We start from the raw sequence: 22,662 nt of genomic DNA on the forward strand, positions 1-22,662 counted from the left end.
TCGGCTCAGCGCGACAGCGGCGCGCACAGCCCCTGCTGCGGCTCGCGCGCCCATTGCTCGAGCCAGGCCCACAGCTGCTGCACGCCATCGCGGCCGGGGCTTTGCAGGCCATGGTCGGCACCCGGGATTGCCCGCACGCACCAGGGCGCCGTACGGCCCACCGCCAGCCGGGCACCTTGCTCGAAGGCCGCAGGCGGCACCAGCGCATCGGCACCGCCCCACACCTGCAGCACGGGCCAGGGGCCCTCGTGCAGCGGCCGGGCCAGCGGCCAGCGCCACAGGTCGCGCCAGTAGCCCAGGCTGCGGCCCTGCGCCAGCGTGCTGTCGGGCTGGCTGCCGGCCTGCAGGCGGCCCAAGGCCTTCCAATCGGCTGCGGCCCCCAGGCGCTGCGCCTGCAGGGCACCCGCGTCGCGCGGGTCGAGCCCGCTCGCGGACAGCAGCACCAGGCCCGCCAGGTGGGGCACCTCGGGCGCGAGGGTGGGCAGCAGTTCGGCACCCTCGGAGATGCCGACCAGCAAATGCGGCAAAGAGGGCAGGCCCTGCGCCTGGCGCTGCCGGGCATCGGCGCGCAGCGCGGCACGGGCATGCTCGCGCCACGCCGAGAGGCGGTCGGCCTGCACGAAATCGGCTGCGCACGCACCCGCCTGCGTGCGCGCACCGGGCGCCACGCCGGGCTTGTGCAGCACCAGCACCTCGGCATGCAGCAGGCCGGCAAAGTAGCGGTCGGCCAGCGGCCCCATGCCGGCGCAGCCCGAGCCCGGCACGACGACCACGCGGTAGCGCAGCGGCGCGGTGCGCACCGGCCGCTGCAGGGCCTGCACGCGGGCCTCTCCCGCCCCGGGCAGTGGGTAGGGCGCGAAGGCCGTGGAATCCGCCGCCTGCGGCACCGGTGCTGCCGCGCAGCCGGCCACGAAAAAGGCCAGCGCGAGGCTGGCCTTCAGGGCGGGGCGCATGCGGCCCATCATGGCTGCAAGGAACCCACGAAGCTCACTTGAGGATCAGCACCTGGTCGGGCTGCTGGGGCACGGGCATGGGCTGGCCGCCGCCCTGGTAGACCACGGGCGGTGGTGGTGGGCGCACGCCGCGCGCCAGGTGGGCGTCGGTGTAGCCCAGCTGGCCGGCCAGCTGTTCGTACACGCTCTGCGCCAGGCTGCGCGAGGTTTCGCTGATCACCTTGGCCCGGTTGGGCGGGGCGATGTCGCCGCGGTTGGACAGGATCTTGGTGTCGTTGCCCTCGCCCTGTGCGGAGAAGGCGGCCTTGATCTCGTAGGTGCGGGTGTTGATCAGCGAGAAGTCGGCCAGCAGTTGCAGGCCGTACTGGCGCGTGGCGCTGCTCGTGCCCTGCAGGGGCGAGAGCGCGTCGGTGAAGTTGATGCTGGAGACCACGCCGAAGAGCACGTAGTCGGCACCGGCGAACTCGCCCTTCTTGATGCGGGCGACCACGTTGGCCACCTGGTTCTGCGCCTGGGGCGCGGCCATCTTGCCGGTCTGCACCTGGTTGAGCACCTGCTCGGCCTTGCTGTTCTGCGGCTTGCCGGCGTCGAAGCCCTTGCCCTGCACCAGGCGGAAGTAGGTGCCCTGCAGCAGCGCGCCCTTGATGTCGTTGGTGTAGCCGCCGAGCTCGCGCTGCTCGATGTAGCTGTAGCGGCCGGCCACGAAGGTGCCGCTGGCCTGCTCGGAGGCCTGCATGGAGTGGCTGCCCGAGCCGCCGTACATGCCGTGGCTGGCGCTGCCGCCGGCGCTCATCTGGGCGCTGCGCTGGTAGGCGCCGGCCACGAAATACTCCGAGACCTGCTGGGCGTAGGCCAGGTCGGTCACGGCGATCTTGGGGGCCGCGTTCTGCGCCTGGGCGCCAGCGCTCCAGGTCAGGGCGGTCACGGCCAGCACGGACAGTGCGGCCGCCAGGGTGGTTCTGCGTTGCATGGTGAAGTCCTTTCGGTTCCGTGCCCGATCAGCGCTTGCTGGTCTTGCGGATTTCTTTCTCGTCCTGCCATTCCACGGTGCCTTCCTGCACGTCGAACAGCTTCAGGGTGAACTTGTAGTACACGTCCTTGGTGGAGTTGCTCTGCTTGACGATGCTGGTCAGCTCGCCCTCCATGCTGTACTTGGCGGCCGTCATCTGGCCGACCTTGGCGGTGGTGCCCTGCTTGTACAGGCCGCTCTGGTTCTGGCGCTGCAGCTCGTCCACGCCCTGCTGCATCTCGTTGATGGAGCGCACGAAGCGCACCTTGCCGGACTTGACCAGCGAGGTCTGGATCGAGTTCATGACGTTGGTGGTGTCGATGTACTCGCTGGTCTTGTTCTTCACGGTCGAAATGGTCACCGTGGGGCGGCCCTGGAAGATGCCGGTCTCGAGCAGGCCGCCGGTCATCTTCTCGGCGATCATCTGCAGGTCGGTGGAGCCGAACTCGTTGGTCACCAGTTCCACGGCCTTGGCGTCGCCGTAGTTGACCTGGCGGTCGAAGCGCACGGTGGGCGAGGACAGGTTCTGGCAGGCCGAGAGGGCCAGGGTGCTGGCCGCGAAGGCCAGGATGAGCGCAGTGCGCTGGATGCTGCTGTTGCGTTGCATGGTGTTTTCTCCGGTCGGCGCTGTAGGGTTCAGCGCGGTTCTACGTTCATTTCCAGGCGCAGGTCGACTGCGGTGCTGGTGGGGGCTACGCTCTTGACGGTCTGCTGGCCCAGGCCCAGCACACTCATCTGCTTCCACGACTCTCCGTCACCCACCTGGTTGCCCACCTGGTCCAGCCACTTGAAGCGGTAGAACACGGTGCGGTCGGTGCGGCCCATGTTGGCCATGTCGGCCTGCACCACCAGGATGTCGTTGGTGCGCACGATGCGCATCTCGCGCACCGCGATGCTGTTGGCTTCGCCGCGCAGCGCCACCTTGGAGGCCACGGCGATCGGTGTCGCAGGGTCGTGCAGCTGGGCGTGCGCCGCTGCGCCGGTCAGTGCCATCACGGCGACGCCGATGGCGGTCAGGTGTGTGCGGATAGTCATGGATTCAAACTCCTTGGAAAACGGTCGGTCGGTTTCAGTTCTTGGCCGGGGTCACGGGTGCTCGCGCGGGCTTGGCCGCAGGCCGCATGCGGTTGGTGGTGGTGGTTGTCCGGGTGGTCGTCGTCGTGGAGATCGTCTTGGTGGACGATGCCGGCACTTCGACGGCCGCTGGTGCCACGGCGGCGGTGGAAGCCGCGGCGGCCAGCTGGCCGACCGAAGCCACATCGCCCATGAGCACGCTGTTCTCGTACAGGCGCAGGGGCACCAGGGCGTACTGGCCGTCGACCTTCACGGGCTGCGGCAGTGCGCGGCCATTGATGGTGATGGTGTGCTCGCCGGGTGGCAGGTAGCCGCGGGCCACGTAGACGCGACCAGGCAGCATGCGCCACATGCGGTCATCGGCCTGTTCGGTGGCCGAGGCTGCGACGGCACCCACGATGCCACCCAGCAGGCCGCCCTTCTTTTGCAGCTGGTCCTGCATCACGCCCTTGGCGACGGCGCGGGTGAAGCCGCGCAGCACCATGCCGGGCATTTCGTCCTTCAGGGCGCGGCGCGCCATCACGTTCACGTCCACGACTTTTTCGAGCTTGAAATCCGTGCCGGCGGCCGACAGGTTGGTCAGTGGCGCATCGCGCGAGGGCTCGATCACGGGGTAGGAGACGCTCACCGTGGTCCAGCGGCTGCCCACGGGCACGGGCAGCGTGAAGGCGCGCGGCTTGCGTGCAGGCGCATCACCGGCCTCGACCACGAACAGCACGTCGGTCATGCGCTGGCGGCGCTTCCAGGTAAAGCTGGTGCGGCTGTCCAGGCCACGCAGGCCTTCTTCGAGCACGCCGGTCTCAGGTTTGAGCTCGATGGCCTTGCGGTAGCCCGGCGCGGCCAGGCCCGGCTCGTTGAGCATTTCGTACAGGAAGCCGGCCAGGTAGTGGCTCAATGCATTCTGGTAACCATTCTTCAGGGCCAGCACTTCGGGGTCGTTGAAGGTCTCGACGGGGTAGCCGTTGAGCTCCTTGCCGCCCGAGGTGGCGCCCTTGGACTTGGCTTCCTGCTCGGCCGCCAGGGTTTCCTTGGAGCGGAACTCGGCGATGATGGCTTCGCGTTCGTGCGTGCGCTTGATGTCCACGCGGGCGTTCTCCACGTCGCCCACGGCCACGCGGTTGAGCGCCAGGCGCGTGGTCAGCCAGACCTTCTCGTAGTCCTGGCCTTCATAGGCCTTCAGGCGCTCGCTGATCAGCGCCGCGCCCACGGTGCCCATGAGCTTTTGCGGGTTGCTCTTGGCCGTGTCTTCCCATTCCTTGACCTTCACGTCGGCCAGCAGGAAGGCATTCGTGCTGTCCGCGTAGCGGCGGTCCATGCGCAGCAACTCGCCGCGTTCCATGTTGTACAGCAGCGCGGTCTTCTCGTCCTCGCTCTTGGCCGTCGATTCGAGCTGCGCGATGGCGGCGGGAATGCCGCCGCTGCGGCCGGCGCCCTGCACGTCCGTGGCGAGCTTGTCGTGGCTCTGCATCGTCGCGCAGCCGGTGAGGGCGGCGCTCAGCGCCAGCACCCACAGGAGGCGGGGACGCAATTGGGGTCGGGTGGTCATGGATACTCCTTGCAAATGGATCGGGTGTTCACCAGAAAACCCCGGCGACGCAGCCCTGCAACAGGAATGCTGCGGCGGGCACCGGCAGGGGTGCCACACGCGGCATGCCGCTTGCGAGGGAGGTTGTCGACCGGACAAGGAAGGCTGTGCAGGCCCGAGCGCTCCCTCCTGGCGCTGGTCCTCGCTGCTGCTGCTGCAAGCCCCCTGTGGCTGTGAATTTCTTGGTTCTTGTATGGTCTATAGCCAGGGCGCAATGTAGCAAAAGGATGTATCTTTTCTGTAACCGGCAGCAGGCTGGGAAAACAGTTGTAGCGGTGCATTTCAGGCCCCCTTTTCCAGCAGCAGCGGCAGGCGGTAGATCCACACCACCCGCCCGCCGGGCGCACGCAATTGGGCGCTGGGCAGCAGGCCGGGCACAGCAAACTCCAGGCTCACCAGCCAGGCACCGGCGGCCATCTCGGCCTGGGCCTTGGCAGCGGCGCGGGCCATGCTTTCGGGGCGCTGGAACAGGTAGACCATCTGGTAGCCGCTCCAGTCGGCAGCCCACATGTCGCCGCGGCGCACCCGGGCCCAGGGGCAGCGCAGCGCGCAGGCCAGACGCAGCGGCCAGCTCCACTCCAGCCCCTCCAGGCGGGTCTCCGGATAGGCATGGCGCAGGGCGATGAGTCCGTCGCCCACGCCGCAGCCGGCATCGAGCACGCGCGCTCCACGCGCCAGGGGGGCCTGCACGGCCAGGGCCTGCAGCGCGTGGTGCGGGGTCGGGAACAGCGGCGCATCGCGCCAGGCATTGAGCGGGTACACCAGCAGCAGCAGTGCCAGCGGCACCAGCCAGGCCCAGGCCGGCAGGCTGGCCATGCCGGTGAGCGCCAGCGAGAGCGGGAAACCCAGCGCGATCAGCCCACGCCGCCACCAGCTGGCCCCCAGCACACTGGCCGCCGTGCCCAACAGGCTGGCTGCCACCAGCGCCGCCACGGGCGGCACGGCCCGCAGCAGGCTGAGGTACAGCAGCCAGGCGCCCGCCCACGCCAGCAGCGCGGGGAGAGGCCAGGGCAGCAGGCGCAGTGGCATAAGCATCACAGGCCCAGAAGGCCGTGCAGGGATGGGACGGAGCCGGAGGCGATCAGGCGCACAGTCTGCGCGCAAATCGCGCAAACGGCCATGCCCACAAGCCCTGTGGTCAGGGCGGCGGAATGCAGTGACGGCAGGCGGCTTGCGCGGGGCATGGAACTCTCCAGAACTCCCCCGGAGCGCATGCCCCGGGATGGAATGGAGCGCAGTGTAGGCCGGCATGGCGCACCGCAACACGCCTGTGCAAGCCACCGCAGCACGATTGTGTGTACTTTGTCACGGGCCCCGTACCAGGGGGCTCCGTGCGCCCTGAACAGGCACCGCCCAGAGCGGATAACAAAGCTCAGCGAAGCGGTTCTGGCTAGGCGCTGCGTCGCAGGCAGTACGAGTAGTACGACAAGACGCTGCAACGACGCCAGAAGAGTTTTGTTAGCCGCTCTTAGCCGCGCAGGCGCTCGATCAGACCGTTGAGTTCCTCGATGGAGCCGAACTGGATGGCCAGCTCACCCATGTCCTCCACGCGCCCTGCCCGCTTGACGCGCTTCTTCACGCGCACCTCGACCTCGGCCATGAGCAGGTCGGACAGCTCCTCTTCCACGCGCCGCAGGTCGCGCGATTTTTCCTTCTGGGGCTTTTGCGGCACCAGGCTGAATTCGGCGCCGATCTTCTTGACCAGGGCCTCGGCCTCGCGCACCGAGAGCTTCTTGGCTGCGATCTGGTTGCCGGCCGTGATCTGCGCGGCGCGGTCCAGCGACAGCAGCGCGCGCGCATGGCCCATGTCGATGTCGCCGGCCATGAGCATGGTCTGCACCGGCTCGGCCAGGTTCAACAGGCGCAGCAGGTTGCTCGCGGCGCTGCGTGAGCGGCCCACGGCCTGGGCGGCCAGCTCGTGCGTGAGCCCGAACTCGCGCACCAGGCGCTGCAGGCCATGGGCTTCTTCGAGCGGGTTCAGGTCCTCGCGCTGGATGTTCTCGATCAGCGCCATCGCGGCGGCGGCCTCGTTGGGCACATCGCGCACCAGCACCGGCACGCGGTCCAGACCGGCCAGCCGCGCGGCGCGGAAGCGCCGCTCGCCGGCGATGATCTCGTACTTGCCGGCGTTCTCGCCATCGGCCAGGCGCCGCACCAGGATGGGCTGCATGATGCCCTGCACCTTGATGCTTTCGGCCAGTTCGTACAGCGCGCCCTCGTCCATGCGCGTGCGCGGCTGGTACATGCCGGGCACCATCTCGGCCAGCATCAGCGTGCTGGGCAGGCGGGCATCGGCCGCCTGGGCCTGCTCGGAGGCTTCGCTGACCTTGGGGCCCAGCAGGGCTTCAAGGCCGCGTCCGAGGCCCTTGGGTTTCTTGGTGACCATGGTGGAATAGCTTTCTTTTTCGTGTTCTGAGAATCAGGGGCGGCGCCGCGCCACCCTCACTGGTCGATGATCACCAGCGTGCCATGGCTGCCCGGTGCCACGGCATGGGGCACCCCTGCGGGCACGATGAAGACCTCGCCGGCCTGCACTTCGGTGACCTGGCCCTGCAGGTCAAGGCGCATGCAGCCCTCGATCACGAGCAGGGCCTCGTCGAAGTCGTGCGACTCGTCGGGGTAGGCACCGTCGTCCATGCGCAGCACCTTGACGTTGGCGTTGGCGGCCCGACCGATGACGCGGGACGACCAGGCCTTGGGAAACGACCGGGCCGTTTCCAGGAGATTGGTTTTGGACATAGGGCTCAGGAGGTGGAAAGCGGCGGCGTGGCGGGCGACCGCAGCCCGGCCAGCAGGGCCTGGCCCTCGGGCCAGTCCGCAAGACCGGATTCGGCATTGATGTGCCCACGCTCGCCATGGTCGATGAAACGCGCACCCCAGGCCCGGGCCATGCCCTCGGCACGCTCGAAGCTGCAGTAGGGGTCGTTGCGGCTGCCCACCAGCACGGCAGGGAACGGCAGCGGCTGGCGTGCGATGGGCGACCAGCCCGGCAGATAGCCGGCGATGTCCTCGCGCTCCACATCGCCCGGCGCGACCAGCAGCGCGCCCTTCACGCGGTGCGTGTGGGACGAATGCGCAGCCCACCAGGCGGTGAGGATGCAGCCCAGGCTGTGCGCCACCAGCACGACAGGGCCCGGGGCGTCGACGATGGTTTCCTCCAGCCGCGCGGTCCAGTCGCCGCGCAGCGGGCGCATCCAGTCGTGCTGCTCCACGCGGTGAAAGCCATGCTGCGCCTCCCATCGGCTTTGCCAGTGGGTGGGGCCGGAGCTCTGCCACCCGGGCAGCACGAGCACGGTATCGGGGGATGGATTCATACTATGAATTTGATAGCAATCGGCATGCACCCGGTCAGACGACCGCAGGTTTCTTGCCCAGCGTTTTCATGCTCTGCACACGCTCGACCATCTCTTGTGCGAACTCGATGAAGGCCTGGCTGCCCTTGGCCAACGGGTCGAACACCACACCGGGCAGGCCGTAGCTCGGGGCCTCGGCCAGGCGCACGTTGCGCGGGATCACGGTGTTGAACACCTTGTCGCCGAAATGGTCCTTGAGCTGTTCGCTCACCTGTTGCTGCAGGGTGATGCGCGGGTCGAACATCACGCGCAGCAGGCCGATGATCTGCAGGTCGGCATTGAGGTTGGCATGCACCTGCTTGATGGTGTTGACCAGGTCGGTCAGGCCTTCGAGCGCGAAGTACTCGCACTGCATGGGCACGACCACGCCATGGGCCGAGCACAGGCCGTTCAAGGTCAGCATGGACAGCGAAGGCGGGCAGTCGATGAGCACGAAGTCGTAGTCCGCGTCGGCCTCGGCCAGGGCCGCCTTGAGGCGCTTTTCGCGGTGCTCCAGCGCCACCAGTTCGACCTCGGCACCGGCCAGTTCGCGGTTGGCGCCCAGCACGTAATAGCCGCACTTCTCGCTCAGTACCGCGGCTTCGCGCACCGAGGCGGATTCGAGCAGCACGTCGTACACCGTGAGGTCGAGCTTGCGCTTGTCCAGATTGGACCCCATGGTGGCATTGCCCTGCGGGTCCAGGTCGACCATCAGCACGCGCTGGCCGATCTTCGCCAGGCCGGCTGCCAGGTTGACGGTGGTGGTGGTCTTGCCGACGCCACCCTTCTGGTTGGCAATGCAAAAAATCTGGGCCATGGGGTGAATGCCTTGTTTACTTCGAAATGGCCAGCTTGATGCCGAAGCCGATCAGGAACACGCCGGCGACTTTTTCGAGCACGCGGCCGATGGTGGGGTTGGCGCGCATGCGCTGCGCCAGGTGGTGGGTGAGCAGCACGGCAATGAGGCCATAGGCAAAGGTGAGCGCCGCCACGGTGGCCGCCATCACGCCGAAGGTCAGCAGGCCCTGGTGGCGCGCCGGATCGACGAACAGCGGAAAGAACGCCATGTAGAACACGATGGCCTTGGGGTTGAGCAGGGTGATGAGTGCTGCCTGCTTGAAGTAGTGGCGCGGCTCGATGTTCAGGACGGGCTGGGCACCGGGCTTGGCCGTGAGCATCTTGACGCCCAGCCAGGCCAGGTAGGCCGCACCGATCCATTGCACAGCATGGAAGGCGGCGGGGTAGGTGGACAGCAGGGCAGCCACGCCGGCCACCGCCATCCACATCAGCACCTGGTCGCCGGCGATCACGCCCAGGGTGGCGGCCAGGCCGCCACGGATGCCGCCCTTGCTGGTGGAGGTGATGAGCGCCAGATTGCCCGGACCGGGAATTGCCAGGAACAGCACGATGGCCGCCACGAAGGCGCCGTAATCCGCAATGCCAAACATGAGAACCCCCAGGGGAAAGACGAACCGCGAGGCTGGCAGATACCGCAGCAACAAAACGACCAGCGAGCGGCGAGTTTACGCGACCGGCGCGCGCGACCCGGCCTTTTTAGCGGATACCGGGGTCACGCCGGTCGCATCCAGACGATGCAGCGCTCGGCATCGAGCCCCGGCACGGCCAGTGGTTCCACGTGGAACATTTGCACGCTGGCGGGCAGGGCCGCGATTTCCTCGGCCGGGTGCTTGCCCTTCATGGCCAGCCACACGCTCTGCGGGCCCAGGGCCTGGTGCGACCAGGTGGTGAAATCCACCAGCGAGGCGAAGGCCCGGCTGGTCACCACGTCGAAGGGCCCGTCCAGGTTCTCGACCCGGGCATGCACGCCGCGCAGGTTGGGCAGCTTGAGCGATACCGCCACCTGCTGGATGAAGGCGGCCTTCTTGGCCACTGTGTCCACGCAGCTCACATCCACGTCAGGGCAGCAGACGGCGATGACCACGCCGGGCAGGCCGGCACCGGCGCCCACGTCGAGCAGGCGGGCGCCCTGCCCTGGTGGCAAGGCTGCCTGCGCGAGGGCGCGGCGCAGCGGCGGTACCGCCGCCAGGCTGTCGAGCAGGTGGTGGGTTAGCATCTCCTTGGGGTCGCGCACGGCCGTGAGGTTGTAGACCTTGGTCCATTTCTGGATCAGATCGAGGTAGCACAGCAGGGCATCGGCCTGCGCGTCCGAAAGGGATACGCCGAGCTGCTCGGCGGCCAAGAGCAGCGTGGGACGGAACGCCTGGGTGGTGGCAGAGGGGGTGTTCATCGATGTCGGGGGGTGAGGGTGTCCATTGTTCGGTAGGCGGTGCCCTGGATCGTCGGGCATCCGGCGCTGGTTCCACGTGGAACCAGCGCACCGTGGGCGCTTTCAGGAGCCGGCGCTGTTCCAGCAGTTGGCCGGTTGGTCCTTGGTCTGCACCCAGTAGCGGGTGCCCTGGCCCAGGGTCGTGTTGGTGGTGCGCATGCCGGTGAGGCTGCCGCTGTTTTCGCCATCCTGCACGTCGGCCATGCGCCAGCCGCTGCCCAGCTCCTTCTCGCACCGGGCCGACGCCAGCGCCGCCGAGGTCAGGATGGCGCCCATCACGGGTTGGGTGGGTGCCAGCATGCCGCCGGTCCAGCCGGCATAGGTGGCTTCCGCGCCCCCGGCAGGTTTGGCGGCCGTTCCCGGCTGGATGCACAGCACGGGCAACACCACGCGGCACGAGGTATCACCCTGCTGGTGGTTGCAGGGGTGGTCATCCTTCAAGGGCCGGTCCGTCGCGCGGGGCTCCCCCGCGCAGCCCAGGCGTGCGACCTCGGCCGGCAGCCTGGCGTCGTCGGCCACCACGGCAAAGGTCAGACCGTGGCCGATACCAGGGGTGGCCGCAGCCGCTGGCACGGCGACCTCGGGCGCCGCAGCGGACGAAGGGGCCACCACGGCCCGGGCCGCCGGCTGGGCCGCGATGGGCTTTGCGGCTTGCGGGGCGGCGCGCTTGTCACGCTCGTGCTTCATCCACAGGGGAATGCCCAGCAGCAGCAACAGCACGGCCACCACAGCCACGGTGCGCACCATCAGCAGTTCGCCCCGTTGCCGAGTGCGCCGCCCTGCCTGGGCGCCCTTGCCCGCCATGGGCCGATCAGTGCGCTGCGGGTTCAGCATGGCTACGTGCACCGGCGATACCGCGGAATGCACCTTTCTTGAGGTGCACCATGAGCAGCGAGATCGTGGCAGGCGTGATGCCCGAGATGCGCGAGGCCAGGCCCAGCGTCTCGGGACGGTGGCGCGTCAGGATCTGGCGCGCCTCGATCGACAGCGCCGCCACCTGCATGTAGTCCAGGCCCTCCGGCAGCTTGAGGTTTTCGTAGTGCGCGGCGCGCTCCACTTCGTCCTTCTGGCGGTCGATGTAGCCCGCGTACTTGGCCGCGATCTCCAGCTGCTCGATGACGGACTCGCTCAAGCTGCCCAGGGTTTCACGTGAAACATCGGCCGAGGCGTACTTGCCGCCGTCCATGCCCACCAAGGATGCGTAGCCCACATCGGGACGGCGCAGCAGCTCGAACAGGTTGTATTCGTGCTCGATGCTCTTGCCCAACACCCGTTCAGACTCGGCCGCAGGCAGGCTGCGTGGGTTCACCCAGGTGGCCTTGAGGCGTTCTGTTTCACGTGAAACAGCGTCACGCTTGCGGCTGAAAGCGTCCCAGCGGGCATCGTCCACCAGGCCCAGCTTGCGGCCCATCTCGGTCAGACGCAGGTCGGCATTGTCCTCGCGAAGCTGCAGGCGGAACTCGGCACGGCTGGTGAACATGCGGTAGGGCTCGTTCACGCCCTTGGTGATCAGGTCGTCCACCAGCACGCCCAGGTAGGCTTCGTCGCGGCCCGGCAGCCAGGGCGCGTCCCCCCGGCACTGCAGGGCGGCGTTCACACCGGCGAACAGGCCCTGGGCAGCCGCCTCTTCGTAGCCCGTGGTGCCATTGATCTGGCCCGCAAAGAACAGGCCCTGGATCTGCCGTGTCTCGAAGCTGCTCTTGAGTGAGCGCGGGTCGAAGTAGTCGTATTCGATGGCGTAGCCCGGGCGCAGGATGTGGGCGTTCTCCAAGCCCGGCATGCTGCGCACCAGCTCGTACTGGATGTCGAACGGCAGGCTGGTACTGATGCCGTTGGGATAGAACTCGTGCGTGGTCAGGCCTTCGGGTTCCAGAAAGATCTGGTGGCTGTCCTTGTCGGCAAAGCGGTTGATCTTGTCTTCCACGCTAGGGCAGTAGCGCGGGCCCACCCCCTCGATCTTGCCCGTGAACATGGGGCTGCGGTCGAAGCCGCTGCGGATGATGTCGTGCGTGCGCTCGTTGGTGTGCGTCACCCAGCAGGGCATCTGCCGGGGGTGCATGGCCGCATGGCCCATGAAGCTGAACACCGGCACGCTGCCCTCATTCACCCCCCCGGGCATGCCATCGCCGGGCTGCTCGGTGCACTTGGAGAAGTCGATGCTGCGCCCATCCAGGCGCGGCGGCGTGCCGGTCTTCAGGCGCCCCTGGGGCAGTTGGAGCTCCTTGAGGCGCGCCGAAAGCGACACGGCGGGTGGGTCCCCTGCCCGGCCGGCCGCGTAGTTGTTCAGGCCCACATGGATCTTGCCGTCCAGAAAGGTACCGGCCGTGAGCACCACCGTGCGCGAGCGAAAACGGATGCCCACCTGGGTGACCGCGCCCACCACGCGGTCGCCTTCCACCATCAGGTCGTCCACCGCCTGCTGGAACAGCCACAGGTTGGGCTGGTTCTCCAGCATGCGGCGGATGGCCGCCTTGTACAGGATACGGTCGGCCTGGGCGCGCGTGGCGCGCACGGCCGGCCCCTTGGAGCTGTTGAGAATGCGGAACTGGATGCCGCCCTCGTCCGTGGCCAGCGCCATGGCGCCGCCCAGGGCATCGACCTCCTTGACCAGGTGTCCCTTGCCGATGCCACCGATGCTGGGGTTGCAGCTCATCTGCCCCAGCGTCTCGATGTTGTGCGTGAGCAGCAGCGTCTTGCTGCCCATGCGGGCGGCCGCCAGCGCGGCCTCGGTGCCGGCATGGCCACCGCCGACGACGATCACATCAAATTCCTGGGGGTACAACATGGGAGCGCTCCGGGGCCTGTCGGGCCCGATAATCAAAAATCCCGGTACGACACCTGTGGACGGGCCCCGCCTGGGCCTGCCGTGCGTACCGGCCCCGCCCGGGTGCGGGGGTGCAAACCTGCACCCAGCCCCGGCGGGCAACCCGGGATTTTCCCACTTTGCGCCCACCGTGTCTGCCCACAGCCCTCTGACCCGTTTTCTCACCGGACTGGTGGGCGATCCGCCCGTACCGGTGGCAGCGTGGTGGGCAAGTGCCCGGCCGGTCGACTTCGGCAAGGGCCAGCCCCTGCTGCGCGCTGGAGAACCGTGGCGCCACCTGTGGTGGGTGGAGCGCGGCGCCGTGCGCTTGTACCTCGTGGACCGGGACGGAGCGGAAGCCAACAAGAACTTCTTTCTCGACGGCGCGCTGTTCTGGCCCATTACCCCCAGCCTGCGGCAGCAGCCGGCGATGTTCCACGTGGAACCACTGGAAGACAGCCGGGTCTGGGCGCTGCCCATGCCTGCACCGGGCATGCCAGCGCCCACCGATGCCTGGGCCGCCTGGGCAGCGCTCGAGCACCGAGTCCTCTGCGCCCTGCTCGACGGCAAGATGCAGCGCGAGCAGGAGTTCCTGCAGCTGAGCGCACGCGAGCGCTATGCCCGGCTGCTGGCCCAGCACCCCGACTGGCCCCAGCGCATCGCGCTGCGGCACCTCGCGTCCTACCTGGGCGTCACCGATGTCACGCTCTCGCGCGTGCGCAGCGAGATGGGCCTTATCAAAGGTTAAGGCGACAAGCCATCGCCATGGGCACAGTGGGCTCCATGCCTACCCACCCTTCCCACCTCCACTCCGCCATCACCGTGGCTCCCCACTTCCTGGCGGTCCTCTGGCTCGGCCTCATGGCCGGTTTCTTCGGCACCTACAGCGGCAATGTGAACCTGGCCATGTTGCAGATGGATGGCGCGACCTACGCCACCGTGCAATCGGCCCTGAACCGCAACGTGCGCCACAGCCTGTTCTTTGCGCTGTTCTTCGGCCCGCCCGTCTGGTGTGCGCTGGCCCTGGTCACCGGCTGGGCGCGGCGCCGCGAGGGCTGGTGGCCCAGTCTGGCAGTGGTACTGGTGGCCTATGCACTGGGCATCATTGTCTTCACCCAGCAGGTGAACCTGCCGCTCAATGCGACCACCGAAGCCTGGAACCCGCAGCAGCTGCCCACCGACTGGTCCGAGGTGCGCGCGCGCTGGAACGCGGCCAACCTGTGGCGCGCCCTGCTCTGCCTCGCCGCCTTCGTGGCGGCGCTGGCCACCCTGGTGTGGCGGCTGGCGGCGCCCCGGGCAGACAGCTAGCCTGCGCTTGCAGGAATCCTGCCTGGCGCCTGTGCTCCAATCCAGCCATGCACAAGAACTCGCTCCTCGTCTTCGCCGGCAGCATGCGCCAGCAATCGTTCAACCGCCGCCTGGCCCACGCGACCGCCGCGATCGCCCGCGATACCGGCGCCGAGGTCACGCTGCTGGAGTTGTCGGACTTCGACATCCCCATGTACAACGCCGACCTCGAAGCCCAGGGCACGCCGGCCGACGTGGTGCGCCTCAAGCAGATCCTGTGGGAGCACCCCGCCTGGATCATCTGCTCGCCCGAGTACAACGGCAGCTACACCGCCCTGCTCAAGAACACCATCGACTGGGCGTCGAGCCCCGTGAACGGCAACCCCGAGTGGCAGGACGGCACCAAGCCCTTCCGCGGTAAGGTGGTGGGCATGCTCAGCGCCTCCAACGGCGGCCTGGGGGGCCTGCGCTCGCAAAGCCACCTGGCACCGCTGCTGGTCAACCTGGAATGCTGGCTCGCACCCAAGGCCTTTGCCCTGGGCCAGGCCAGCACGGCCTTCGACGAAGCGGGCGCCCTGGTGCAACCGGCCCACCGCGAGCGCGTGCGTGCCGTGGTCGACCAGGTACTCTGGGCCTCAGCCCGCCTGAAAGCCGCTTAAGCTATAAAATTTATAGCAATCTGATGCAGTGCCGATCCGGCTGCGGCGCCTGCTGCACCGCCCCGTCCATCAGCTCGCCCATCCCCGGCATGCCCGAAGGCAAGCCGGCGGGCGTGCGCTGCATCCAGCTCGGGGACGACGCGCGCTGCCTCATTTTTGGGCACCCTGCACGCCCTGCCGTCTGCAGCGGCCTGCAGCCCTCGGCCGAGATGTGCGCCGACAGCACGCCAGCGGCCATGGCCTTCCTGACCCGGCTTGAGGACCTGACACGCCCCTCGGCCTGATCAGCCCTCCTCATCGTCGTCTTTGTCGACTTCCGGCGGCACGTCCAGCGCCACCCGGGTCTCGAACTTGGAGCAGTTCATCGCGAACGTGCTCTTGAAGTTGCGCACGTTGTTGTTCGACGAGAACACCTCGCGCGTGAACGCGTGGTAGCGCTCCATCGACGCCGAGTTGACGATCAGCAGAAAGTCGAACTCGCCCGAGACCTCGTAGCAGGCCATCACATCGTCCTGCGCCGCCATCTTGGCCTCGAAGTTGCGCAGCAGTGCATCGTTCTGCTTGTCCAGCTCCACCGACACGAACACCGTGAGCGGGCGCCCCACGCGCTGCCGGTTCACCACCGCGACCTGCTTGAGCAGGATGCCCGCCGCACGCAGCATGGCAATGCGCCGCTGGCAGGTGGCCGGCGAGCTGTTGACCTTGCGGGCCATCACGCGCAGGGGCTGCGAGGCGTCCTCCTGCAGCAGGTTCAGGATCTGAATGTCCAGGCGATCAAGGTTCATGGGCCCGCCCACGATACCAAAGGGCGATGGGACAAATGCACCACGCTTCTCCAAATTGTGAGACATATTCCCCATTGAACGCCGTATCTCGGTGGTTTCAACCGGGCGAGCACGCCAACAATGCGTAGGAACCCGCCGACACCTGGGAGCGCATTGCCATGGGGCGGATGACAATGGATGAACCCAAGACCCCAGGAACCCCGATGACCCCCTCCGCCCTTGATTTCGACGCACCCGAGGTGCGCCGCCTGCGCGACGACCTGGCCCTGGCCCTGCGCGCCGCCGCCCACCACGGCCTGTCCGAAGGCGTGTGCAACCATTTCAGCGTGGAGCTGCCCGACCGCTCCGGGCGCTTCCTGCTCAACCCGCGCGGCCTGATGTGGAGCGAGGTGCAGGCCGAGGACATCGTGCTCATCGACGCACAGGGCCAGCGCCTGGCCGGCCGCCACGAGGTGGAGCCCACGGCCATGTTCATCCATGCCGCCATCCACCGCATCTGCAAGAAGGCCTGCGTGCTGCACACCCACATGCCCTACGCCACGGCGCTCACGCTCACCACCGACCGCTGCCTGGACACCACGCTCTCGCAGAACGCCATGCGCTTCCATGGCCGCACCGCGGTGGACCCGCACTACAACGGCTTCGCGCTCGACGTGCGCGAGGGCGAACGCATCGCAGGTGTGCTGCAGGCGGCTGACATCGGCTTCCTCGGCAACCACGGCGTGGTGGTCTGCGGCGACCGCATCGACTACGCCTACGACGACCTGTACTACCTGGAGCGCGCCTGCATGGCCCAGGTGCTGGCGCAGTCCACCGGCCGCCCCCTGGCCCCGGCCAGCGCCGCGCTGGCGCAGCACGTCAGCGAGCAGTCCATGGGCGAGCGCCTGCAGTCCGAGCTGTTCTTCGAAGCGCTGCGCAGAATACTCTGAAGCCCCCCTGAGTCGCTGCGCGCCTTCCCCCGGAGGGGGACACCCCCAGCGCGGCGGGGCGGCCCTTGCGCGGGGCACTGGCCTGGGCGGCGCCAGTTTCGAGTAGCGCGCAACGTATGAAGATTGGAAGCCAGGGTGTCACAAAAGTGGTACCACGCACGTCTGGTAGGCACCAGACTATGCTTGGAGCCCGACCATGACCGCAGCCCCCCTGGCCCCCGAGGCCGACGCCACCTTCGCCGCCCTGCGCCCGCGCCTGTTCGGCATCGCCTACCGCATGCTCGGCGTGCGCGCCGATGCCGAGGACGTGTTGCAGGACGCCTGGCTGCGCTGGAGCCACGCGGACACCGCCACCCTGCAATCGGCCGAGGCCTGGCTGGTCACCGTGGTCACGCGCCTGTCCATCGACCGGCTGCGCGCCGCCAAGGCCGAGCGCGAGGCCTATGTCGGCTGGTGGCTGCCCGAGCCCCTGGTCGAGTCGCTCGACGAGCGCACACCCGAAGCTGCAGCGGAGCTGGCGGGCGAGCTCTCGGTCGCCTTCCTGTACGTGCTCGAACGCCTGGGCCCCGAGGAACGCGCCGCCTTCCTGCTGCGCCAGGTGTTCGACTACGACTACCCCGAGATCGCCGCCCAACTCGGCAAGACCGAGGCTGCCTGCCGGCAGATGGTGCACCGCGCCAGCGAGCGCGTGCAGCAGGCGCGCACCCGCTTCGAGGTGCCGCGGGGTGTACACCACCAACTGCTCGAGCGCTTCATCGCCGCCGCCCACAGCGGCCGGCGCGATGCCATAGAGGCCCTGCTGTCCGAGGACGCCATGCTGATCGGCGACGGCGGCGGCAAGGTGCAGTCCTTCCCGCACCCACTGGTGGGCGCCTTCCGCATCGCCAACCTGTTCTGGGCCCAGTGGCGGCGCATGGCCGAACAGGTGGTCTACCGGCCGGTGCTGATCAATGGCGAGCCAGGCCTGCTGCGCTACATCGGCGGCCGGCTCGAATCGGCCCAGGCCATCGTCACCGATGGCGAGCGCATCGTCGCCATCTACGCGATCCGCAACCCGGACAAGCTGAAGGGCATACCGCACACCCTGGATTGAAGAAATTTTCGGCCGGGCTGTCACAACCCGCCAGACCGGCCCGTCTTGAAGGGTATGGAAGGCCGCAAACGATGCAATGCCTTCCACGAAGCACGTTCACCCCTTCATCACCACTGAGGAGTTTTCACCATGTCCCAACACACCGCCCGCCTGCCCTACCACCAGCTCGCCAACAAGGCCTTCATGGGCCTCGTGAACCTGTCCGAGACCGTCAAGAAGGGCAGCATCGGCGCCCGCCTCGCCGAGCTCGTCTTCCTGCGCGTCTCGCAGATCAATGGCTGCGCCTACTGCATGGACATGCACTGGAGCTACCTCGTCAAGGACGGCATGGAGCCGCGCCACCTCAACGCCGTGGCCGGCTGGCGCGAGGCGCCCTTCTTCAGCGAGCGTGAACGCGCCGCCTTGCGCTGGGCCGAGATCATCACCGCCACGCCGCACAGCGATGCCAGCGACGAAGAGTTCGCCCTGCTCAAGGCACAGTTCAACGACACCGAAATCGCCGAGTTGGGCTTTGCCATCGGCGTCATCAACGCCTGGAACCTGATCAACGCGGGCATGCGCGCCCCCATCCCGGTAGAGGCCGGCTGAGCACGCGAAATTCCCGCTCCGAACCCGGGTGGGCGACAATACGGGGCCGACCGGTGTGGTGCGGCCCGGATCCTGATGCGCGCCCTGCCTCGGACCCCAGCGAGCCCCCTGGCGCAAAGGACCGGCATGCCGATCGCCCCGCAGGAGCTGGTGGCCCACCTGGACCCCCTGGTCTCCGACCCCCGCCGGCTCGCCGCCGTCCACAGCATCGCGTTGCTGGACAGCCCGACGGAGGAGACCTTCGATGCCATGAGCCGCCTGGCCGTGAACCTCGTGGGTGCGCCCGCGAGCTTCCTGTCCATCGTCGACGCCGAACGCGACTTCTACAAGAGCGCGCACGGCTTTCCGCAAGAGCTGGCCTCTGCGCGCGAGGTGCATGGCCGCACCTTCTGCCACTACGCCATCGCCAGCACCGATCCGCTGGTGATCGAAGACACCCACGCCGACCCGCTGTGGCGTGCCGTGCCCATCGTCGACAGCCTGGACGTGCGCGCCTACGTGGGCGTTCCCCTCATCGTCGACGGCCAGCCCATCGGCAGCTTCTGCGTCATCGACAACCAGCCGCGCAGCTGGACCGAGACCGAGATCGAGACCCTGGTGCAGCTCGCCAAGGCCGCCGCGCGCGAGATCCAGCTGCGCAGCGCGCTCAAGGAGTCCGAGGCCAATGCCGAACGCGCCCATGCACTGGCCAAGGCCAACGAAGAGCTGCTCGCCGTGGTCGCGCACGACCTGCGCTCGCCGCTGCAGGTGATGGGGCTGAACACCACGGTGCTCGCCCGCGCCGGTCATGCCCCCTCGCTGCCGGCGATCCGCCGCATCGAAGGCGCCATCACCTCCATGAAACGCCTGGTGGACGACCTGCTCTCCACCCATGCCGTCGACAGCCGCGAGCGCACGCTGTGCGAGACCATCGCACCCGCCCGACTGCTGGCCGATGCGGCAGACGCCATGGGCATGGTGGCCGAGCGCGCCGGCATCCACCTGCACCTGGTGCCCGGGCAGACCGGCGAGGTCTTCGTGGACTACGCCCAGCTGCTGCGCGTGCTGTGCAACCTGATCGGCAACTGCGTCAAGTACTGCCCGGCGGGCAGCACCGTCTCCCTCAGCGCGACGGAGACCGCCGACAGCATCGTCATCCGCGTCACCGACGATGGTCCCGGCATGGGCGAGGCCGAGCAGTCCTGCGCCTTCGAGCGTGGCTGGCAGGGCAGCGCCGGCGTGGCCGGGCAGGACGGCGCGGGCCTGGGCCTGTGGATCGTGCGCACCCTGGTCGAGCAGAACCAGGGCCGCGTCGCGCTGCACAGCGCAGCCGGCCAGGGCACCGAGGTCGCCGTGCGCCTGCCGCGCCACCGGGCCTGAGTCGGCCGCCTCCGGGCACGGCGCGACGACCTTTTCTGCGGCTTGTGTAGCCTGCCTGACAGCGCCTGCACCCGGGCCGCCCTACAGTGGCTGTCCCGACCAAGACATTCCAGGAGACAAGCCCCATGATCGCCATCCCCTCCCTGCAAGAAAGCGTCAGCCCCGAAGAATGGCAGCTGCGCTGCGACCTGGCCGCCTGCTACCGCCTGGTGGCACTGTACGGCTGGAGCGACCTGGTGTTCACCCACATCAGCGCCAAGCTGCCCGAATCGGTCTCGGGCCCCGAGCACCAGTTCCTGATCAACCCCTACGGCCTGATGTTCGACGAGATCACCGCGTCGAGCCTGATCAAGGTGGACATGCAGTGCAACAAGCTGCACGACTCTCCCTTCTCCGTGAACCCGGCCGGCTTCGTGATCCACAGCGCCGTGCACGAGGCCCGGCCCGATGCGCAGTGCGTGCTGCACACCCACACCCGTGCCGGCGTGGCGGTGAGCGCGCAGAAATGCGGCGTGCTGCCCATCAGCCAGCAGAGCACCTTCGTGCTCGCCTCGCTGGCCTATCACGGCTACGAGGGCGTGGCCTTTCGCGACGAGGAAAAACCGCGCCTGCAGGCCGACCTGGGCGAAGCCAATTTCCTGATGCTGCGCAACCACGGCCTGCTCACCGTAGGCAAGTCGATTGCCGACGCCTTCCTGTCGATGTACACCTTCGAGAACACCTGCCGCATCCAGATCGACGCCCAGGCCGGCGGCGAGCTCAACCCGGTGGACCCGCAGATCGTGAGCGGCGTGGCCCAGGCCATGCGCGTGCAGACCGGTGGCCTGGGTGGCGCCTTCGTCTGGCCCTCGCTGCTGCGCAAGGCGCAGCGCGATGCACCCGGTTACGACAGCTGACATCTGCCCGCTGCCTTTACTGGTCACGCCCTGCAGAAAACAGGCGCAGCGCATAGGATCGGGGTCTCCTGCCATTTCCACCCAGAGGACCCGACAATGAAGCTCTACTACTCTCCTGGCGCCTGCTCCCTGTCCCCCCACATCGCATTGCACGAAGCGGGCCTCGCGTTCACCCCCGTGCTGGCCAGCACCAAGAGCCACAAGCTGCAGGACGGCACCGACTACTACACCATCAACCCGTTGGGCTACGTGCCCCTGCTGGAGCTGGACGACGGCACGCGCCTGCGCGAAGGCCCGGCCATCCTGCAGTACATCGCCGACCAGGTGCCCCTGAAGATGCTTGCGCCCCAGAACGGCTCGCTGCAGCGCTACCGCCTGCAGGAATGGCTGACCTTCATCGGCACCGAGATCCACAAGGGCTTCAGCCCCTTGTTCAACCCCGCCACGCCCGAGGAATACAAGGCCATGGCGCGCGAGAAGCTGCTGCAGCGCCTGCAGTGGGTGGACGGCCAACTGGCCGACAAGCAGTACGTGATGGGCGAGCAGTTCACCGTGGCCGATGGCTACCTGTTCACCGTGACCAACTGGGCCAAGCCGACCAACCTGGACATCTCGGCCTTCGCCCACCTGGCCGCCTACCGCGAGCGCGTAGCCGCACGCCCTGCGGTGCAGGAAGCCATGAAGGCCGAGGGCCTGCTCAAGTAAGCAGCGCCGCGCGGCAGGCCGGCTGCGGGTGCGTCATGCAGCCAGCGGCTTCTGCCGCGAGGCCACCAGCGCACCCACCCAGAGCGCGCAGGCCGAGAACACCAGCCCGCGCGCCAGGCCGCCGGGGCCGTCGGCGATCCAGCCGACCACGGTGGGACCGACGATCTGACCGGCCGCGAAGACGATGGTGAAGGCGCTGATGCCGCTGGCCCACAGCGCCTGCGGCAGGTTGTGCCGCACCAGGGCCGTGGTGGAGGCCACCACCGACAGGAACACCGCCCCGAACAGCAGGCCCGAGGCCAGCACCACCGGCCAAGCCGAAGTCAGCGCCGGCAGCACCGTGGCCACGCCCAGCAGGCCGTTGAGCAGGGCCAGCGCCTGCCCGCCGCGGCTGCGGTCCAGCAGGCCCGCCCAGATGCGCGAGGACAGCACCACCGCCAGCCCCAGCAGCGCATAGAACCAGGTCACCGCCGTGCCGCTGGCGCCCTGCTCGCGCAGCAGCGCCACCACGAAGGTCATGTAGCCGATATAGCCCACACCGAACAGGCCATAGCCGAGCAGCGCCGGCGCAAAGGGCGCCCAGCGCATGCCACTTACCGGCTGCGAGGACGATGCGACCGCAGCCGGCGCCGCCAGGGCCTGCAGCGCCCGCGCCGGCCACAGCAGCACCAGCGTGGCCGCCACGCAGGCCAGGGCCAGCGCCCACCAGGCCCAGGCCCAGGGGTGCGGGCCCGGTGCAGCGGCCAGCACGGCCGGCACCAGCACCGCCGAGAGGCTGATGCCCCAGCCCGTGCCGCCGTAGTACAAGCCCAGCAGCAGGCCGCTGCGCCCCGGCTGCTGGGCACCCAGGCGCGCCGCGAGCAGGCCCCCGCAGACGAAGACCAGCGCGCTCGCCACACCGGCCAGCAGGCGCTGCACCAGCAGCGGCACGGCGTCCACGAAAAAGCCGCACAGCCCCATGAACACGGTGGCCAGCACGGACCCTGCCACGAGCAGGGTGCCTGGCGCCAGCCGGCGCAGCAGCAGGGGTGTGGCCAGGGCTCCCAGCAGGTAGCCCAGCGCGTTCACGGTGTTCATGGCCCCGGCCAGCGTGTACGACCACGCTAGGTCCTCGCGCATCGGCGGCAGCAGCAGCGCGTAGGCGAAGCGCGTGATCCCGAGCGACACCGCTGCCCCCATCGACAGGGCCACGGCCAGCCACAGGCCATTGCGCAACAGGGCGGACGAAGGCGCGGGAACAACGGTGCTCATGGCGGCCATTGTGCCGGGCATGGGCCCGCAGCGCTGTCGCCGATCGTTCCCCGTGCCAGCCCCGCCG

The 22,662-nt window shown here is 68.4% G+C and carries 26 protein-coding genes; 10 read left to right on the forward strand and 16 right to left on the reverse strand.

Annotation, left to right across the window (positions count from 1 at the left end):
- Positions 1 to 5: 5 nt before the first annotated feature.
- The 14 genes from U5N23_RS19685 to mnmG all read right to left on the reverse strand — a co-directional run bounded on the left by U5N23_RS19685 (position 6) and on the right by mnmG (position 13,025).
- Complete coding sequence (locus U5N23_RS19685; RefSeq protein WP_322594417.1) at positions 6 to 953, reverse strand: alpha/beta hydrolase; 948 nt, start codon at positions 951 to 953, stop codon at positions 6 to 8.
- Between the two features lie 34 nt (positions 954 to 987).
- On the reverse strand, positions 988 to 1,923 hold the full coding sequence (locus tag U5N23_RS19690; protein ID WP_322594418.1) for a hypothetical protein: 936 nt from the start codon (positions 1,921 to 1,923) through the stop codon (positions 988 to 990).
- 28 nt (positions 1,924 to 1,951) lie between these two features.
- Positions 1,952 to 2,569, reverse strand: coding sequence for a penicillin-binding protein activator LpoB (gene lpoB, locus U5N23_RS19695; protein WP_322594419.1), 618 nt, complete (start codon positions 2,567 to 2,569; stop codon positions 1,952 to 1,954).
- A 29-nt stretch (positions 2,570 to 2,598) separates the two neighbouring features.
- A complete protein-coding gene (locus U5N23_RS19700) occupies positions 2,599 to 2,997 on the reverse strand; it encodes a YcfL family protein (RefSeq protein ID WP_322594420.1) in 399 nt (132 codons plus the stop codon).
- A gap of 34 nt (positions 2,998 to 3,031) precedes the next feature.
- Entirely contained in the window at positions 3,032 to 4,582 is a 1,551-nt protein-coding gene (locus tag U5N23_RS19705) for a hypothetical protein (RefSeq protein WP_322594421.1), read from the reverse strand.
- Between the two features lie 321 nt (positions 4,583 to 4,903).
- Entirely contained in the window at positions 4,904 to 5,656 is a 753-nt protein-coding gene (locus tag U5N23_RS19710) for a class I SAM-dependent methyltransferase (protein ID WP_322594422.1), read from the reverse strand.
- Positions 5,657 to 6,089: 433 nt separating this feature from the next.
- Positions 6,090 to 7,007, reverse strand: a complete 918-nt coding sequence (locus tag U5N23_RS19715) for a ParB/RepB/Spo0J family partition protein (RefSeq protein WP_322594423.1) — start codon at positions 7,005 to 7,007, stop codon at positions 6,090 to 6,092.
- Between the two features lie 56 nt (positions 7,008 to 7,063).
- Positions 7,064 to 7,360 (reverse strand): cupin domain-containing protein, encoded by a 297-nt coding sequence (locus tag U5N23_RS19720; protein WP_322594424.1) that lies wholly within the window; start codon positions 7,358 to 7,360, stop codon positions 7,064 to 7,066.
- 5 nt (positions 7,361 to 7,365) lie between these two features.
- Entirely contained in the window at positions 7,366 to 7,935 is a 570-nt protein-coding gene (locus U5N23_RS19725) for an RBBP9/YdeN family alpha/beta hydrolase (protein WP_322594425.1), read from the reverse strand.
- Between the two features lie 34 nt (positions 7,936 to 7,969).
- Complete coding sequence (locus U5N23_RS19730) at positions 7,970 to 8,770, reverse strand: ParA family protein (protein ID WP_322594426.1); 801 nt, start codon at positions 8,768 to 8,770, stop codon at positions 7,970 to 7,972.
- A gap of 16 nt (positions 8,771 to 8,786) precedes the next feature.
- Positions 8,787 to 9,401 (reverse strand): LysE family transporter, encoded by a 615-nt coding sequence (locus U5N23_RS19735; RefSeq protein WP_322594427.1) that lies wholly within the window; start codon positions 9,399 to 9,401, stop codon positions 8,787 to 8,789.
- Between the two features lie 122 nt (positions 9,402 to 9,523).
- Positions 9,524 to 10,201, reverse strand: coding sequence for a 16S rRNA (guanine(527)-N(7))-methyltransferase RsmG (rsmG, locus tag U5N23_RS19740; protein WP_322594428.1), 678 nt, complete (start codon positions 10,199 to 10,201; stop codon positions 9,524 to 9,526).
- Positions 10,202 to 10,303: 102 nt separating this feature from the next.
- The gene (locus U5N23_RS19745) at positions 10,304 to 11,074 is read right to left on the reverse strand and encodes a hypothetical protein (RefSeq protein ID WP_322594429.1); all 771 of its coding nucleotides are present in this window, start codon (positions 11,072 to 11,074) and stop codon (positions 10,304 to 10,306) included.
- Positions 11,052 to 13,025: a tRNA uridine-5-carboxymethylaminomethyl(34) synthesis enzyme MnmG gene (mnmG, locus tag U5N23_RS19750; protein WP_322594430.1), complete on the reverse strand. Its 1,974-nt coding sequence runs from the start codon at positions 13,023 to 13,025 to the stop codon at positions 11,052 to 11,054. The genes U5N23_RS19745 and mnmG overlap by 23 nt, the downstream gene beginning before the upstream one ends.
- Positions 13,026 to 13,194: 169 nt before the next feature.
- On the opposite strand from mnmG, the gene U5N23_RS19755 reads away from it, so the two are divergent.
- The 4 genes from U5N23_RS19755 to U5N23_RS19770 all read left to right on the forward strand — a co-directional run bounded on the left by U5N23_RS19755 (position 13,195) and on the right by U5N23_RS19770 (position 15,273).
- Positions 13,195 to 13,791 (forward strand): Crp/Fnr family transcriptional regulator, encoded by a 597-nt coding sequence (locus tag U5N23_RS19755; protein WP_322594431.1) that lies wholly within the window; start codon positions 13,195 to 13,197, stop codon positions 13,789 to 13,791.
- A gap of 74 nt (positions 13,792 to 13,865) precedes the next feature.
- Complete coding sequence (locus tag U5N23_RS19760) at positions 13,866 to 14,351, forward strand: DUF1772 domain-containing protein (RefSeq protein WP_322594432.1); 486 nt, start codon at positions 13,866 to 13,868, stop codon at positions 14,349 to 14,351.
- A 47-nt stretch (positions 14,352 to 14,398) separates the two neighbouring features.
- Positions 14,399 to 14,989 (forward strand): NAD(P)H-dependent oxidoreductase, encoded by a 591-nt coding sequence (locus U5N23_RS19765; RefSeq protein WP_322594433.1) that lies wholly within the window; start codon positions 14,399 to 14,401, stop codon positions 14,987 to 14,989.
- Between the two features lie 23 nt (positions 14,990 to 15,012).
- Positions 15,013 to 15,273 (forward strand): YkgJ family cysteine cluster protein, encoded by a 261-nt coding sequence (locus tag U5N23_RS19770; protein ID WP_322594434.1) that lies wholly within the window; start codon positions 15,013 to 15,015, stop codon positions 15,271 to 15,273.
- On the opposite strand, the gene U5N23_RS19775 is transcribed toward U5N23_RS19770, so the two are convergent.
- Complete coding sequence (locus U5N23_RS19775) at positions 15,274 to 15,774, reverse strand: Lrp/AsnC family transcriptional regulator (RefSeq protein ID WP_322594435.1); 501 nt, start codon at positions 15,772 to 15,774, stop codon at positions 15,274 to 15,276. It lies immediately after the preceding gene.
- Positions 15,775 to 15,977: 203 nt separating this feature from the next.
- Here U5N23_RS19775 and U5N23_RS19780 point away from each other — a divergent pair, with 203 nt between their 5' ends.
- The 6 genes from U5N23_RS19780 to gstA all read left to right on the forward strand — a co-directional run bounded on the left by U5N23_RS19780 (position 15,978) and on the right by gstA (position 21,344).
- On the forward strand, positions 15,978 to 16,703 hold the full coding sequence (locus U5N23_RS19780) for an aldolase (protein ID WP_322594436.1): 726 nt from the start codon (positions 15,978 to 15,980) through the stop codon (positions 16,701 to 16,703).
- Between the two features lie 196 nt (positions 16,704 to 16,899).
- Positions 16,900 to 17,796, forward strand: a complete 897-nt coding sequence (locus U5N23_RS19785; RefSeq protein WP_322594437.1) for an RNA polymerase sigma-70 factor — start codon at positions 16,900 to 16,902, stop codon at positions 17,794 to 17,796.
- Between the two features lie 129 nt (positions 17,797 to 17,925).
- The gene (locus U5N23_RS19790; RefSeq protein WP_322594438.1) at positions 17,926 to 18,384 is read left to right on the forward strand and encodes a carboxymuconolactone decarboxylase family protein; all 459 of its coding nucleotides are present in this window, start codon (positions 17,926 to 17,928) and stop codon (positions 18,382 to 18,384) included.
- A 126-nt stretch (positions 18,385 to 18,510) separates the two neighbouring features.
- A complete protein-coding gene (locus U5N23_RS19795) occupies positions 18,511 to 19,743 on the forward strand; it encodes a GAF domain-containing sensor histidine kinase (protein ID WP_322594439.1) in 1,233 nt (410 codons plus the stop codon).
- Positions 19,744 to 19,868: 125 nt separating this feature from the next.
- The gene (locus U5N23_RS19800; protein WP_322594440.1) at positions 19,869 to 20,639 is read left to right on the forward strand and encodes a class II aldolase/adducin family protein; all 771 of its coding nucleotides are present in this window, start codon (positions 19,869 to 19,871) and stop codon (positions 20,637 to 20,639) included.
- A 96-nt stretch (positions 20,640 to 20,735) separates the two neighbouring features.
- On the forward strand, positions 20,736 to 21,344 hold the full coding sequence (gstA, locus tag U5N23_RS19805; protein ID WP_322594441.1) for a glutathione transferase GstA: 609 nt from the start codon (positions 20,736 to 20,738) through the stop codon (positions 21,342 to 21,344).
- Positions 21,345 to 21,377: 33 nt separating this feature from the next.
- On the opposite strand, the gene U5N23_RS19810 is transcribed toward gstA, so the two are convergent.
- Positions 21,378 to 22,595, reverse strand: coding sequence for a YbfB/YjiJ family MFS transporter (locus tag U5N23_RS19810; protein ID WP_322594442.1), 1,218 nt, complete (start codon positions 22,593 to 22,595; stop codon positions 21,378 to 21,380).
- Positions 22,596 to 22,662: the final 67 nt, after the last annotated feature.

This window comes from Acidovorax sp., assembly GCF_034519795.1.
GTDB lineage: Bacteria > Pseudomonadota > Gammaproteobacteria > Burkholderiales > Burkholderiaceae_C > Acidovorax.

Coding starts and splice junctions, on each gene's coding strand:
- U5N23_RS19800 (WP_322594440.1), top strand. CDS start 19,869: ATGATCGCCATCCCCTCCCTGCAAGAAAGCGTCAGCCCCGAAGAATGG.
- U5N23_RS19715 (WP_322594423.1), bottom strand. CDS start 7,007: ATGGTCACCAAGAAACCCAAGGGCCTCGGACGCGGCCTTGAAGCCCTG.
- rsmG (WP_322594428.1), bottom strand. CDS start 10,201: ATGAACACCCCCTCTGCCACCACCCAGGCGTTCCGTCCCACGCTGCTC.
- U5N23_RS19725 (WP_322594425.1), bottom strand. CDS start 7,935: ATGAATCCATCCCCCGATACCGTGCTCGTGCTGCCCGGGTGGCAGAGC.
- U5N23_RS19705 (WP_322594421.1), bottom strand. CDS start 4,582: ATGACCACCCGACCCCAATTGCGTCCCCGCCTCCTGTGGGTGCTGGCG.
- U5N23_RS19735 (WP_322594427.1), bottom strand. CDS start 9,401: ATGTTTGGCATTGCGGATTACGGCGCCTTCGTGGCGGCCATCGTGCTG.
- U5N23_RS19730 (WP_322594426.1), bottom strand. CDS start 8,770: ATGGCCCAGATTTTTTGCATTGCCAACCAGAAGGGTGGCGTCGGCAAG.
- U5N23_RS19795 (WP_322594439.1), top strand. CDS start 18,511: ATGCCGATCGCCCCGCAGGAGCTGGTGGCCCACCTGGACCCCCTGGTC.
- U5N23_RS19785 (WP_322594437.1), top strand. CDS start 16,900: ATGACCGCAGCCCCCCTGGCCCCCGAGGCCGACGCCACCTTCGCCGCC.
- U5N23_RS19745 (WP_322594429.1), bottom strand. CDS start 11,074: ATGCTGAACCCGCAGCGCACTGATCGGCCCATGGCGGGCAAGGGCGCC.
- U5N23_RS19700 (WP_322594420.1), bottom strand. CDS start 2,997: ATGACTATCCGCACACACCTGACCGCCATCGGCGTCGCCGTGATGGCA.
- mnmG (WP_322594430.1), bottom strand. CDS start 13,025: ATGTTGTACCCCCAGGAATTTGATGTGATCGTCGTCGGCGGTGGCCAT.
- U5N23_RS19685 (WP_322594417.1), bottom strand. CDS start 953: ATGCGCCCCGCCCTGAAGGCCAGCCTCGCGCTGGCCTTTTTCGTGGCC.
- U5N23_RS19720 (WP_322594424.1), bottom strand. CDS start 7,360: ATGTCCAAAACCAATCTCCTGGAAACGGCCCGGTCGTTTCCCAAGGCC.
- U5N23_RS19765 (WP_322594433.1), top strand. CDS start 14,399: ATGCACAAGAACTCGCTCCTCGTCTTCGCCGGCAGCATGCGCCAGCAA.
- U5N23_RS19810 (WP_322594442.1), bottom strand. CDS start 22,595: ATGAGCACCGTTGTTCCCGCGCCTTCGTCCGCCCTGTTGCGCAATGGC.
- U5N23_RS19690 (WP_322594418.1), bottom strand. CDS start 1,923: ATGCAACGCAGAACCACCCTGGCGGCCGCACTGTCCGTGCTGGCCGTG.
- lpoB (WP_322594419.1), bottom strand. CDS start 2,569: ATGCAACGCAACAGCAGCATCCAGCGCACTGCGCTCATCCTGGCCTTC.
- U5N23_RS19790 (WP_322594438.1), top strand. CDS start 17,926: ATGTCCCAACACACCGCCCGCCTGCCCTACCACCAGCTCGCCAACAAG.
- gstA (WP_322594441.1), top strand. CDS start 20,736: ATGAAGCTCTACTACTCTCCTGGCGCCTGCTCCCTGTCCCCCCACATC.
- U5N23_RS19780 (WP_322594436.1), top strand. CDS start 15,978: ATGACCCCCTCCGCCCTTGATTTCGACGCACCCGAGGTGCGCCGCCTG.
- U5N23_RS19710 (WP_322594422.1), bottom strand. CDS start 5,656: ATGCTTATGCCACTGCGCCTGCTGCCCTGGCCTCTCCCCGCGCTGCTG.
- U5N23_RS19770 (WP_322594434.1), top strand. CDS start 15,013: ATGCAGTGCCGATCCGGCTGCGGCGCCTGCTGCACCGCCCCGTCCATC.
- U5N23_RS19775 (WP_322594435.1), bottom strand. CDS start 15,774: ATGAACCTTGATCGCCTGGACATTCAGATCCTGAACCTGCTGCAGGAG.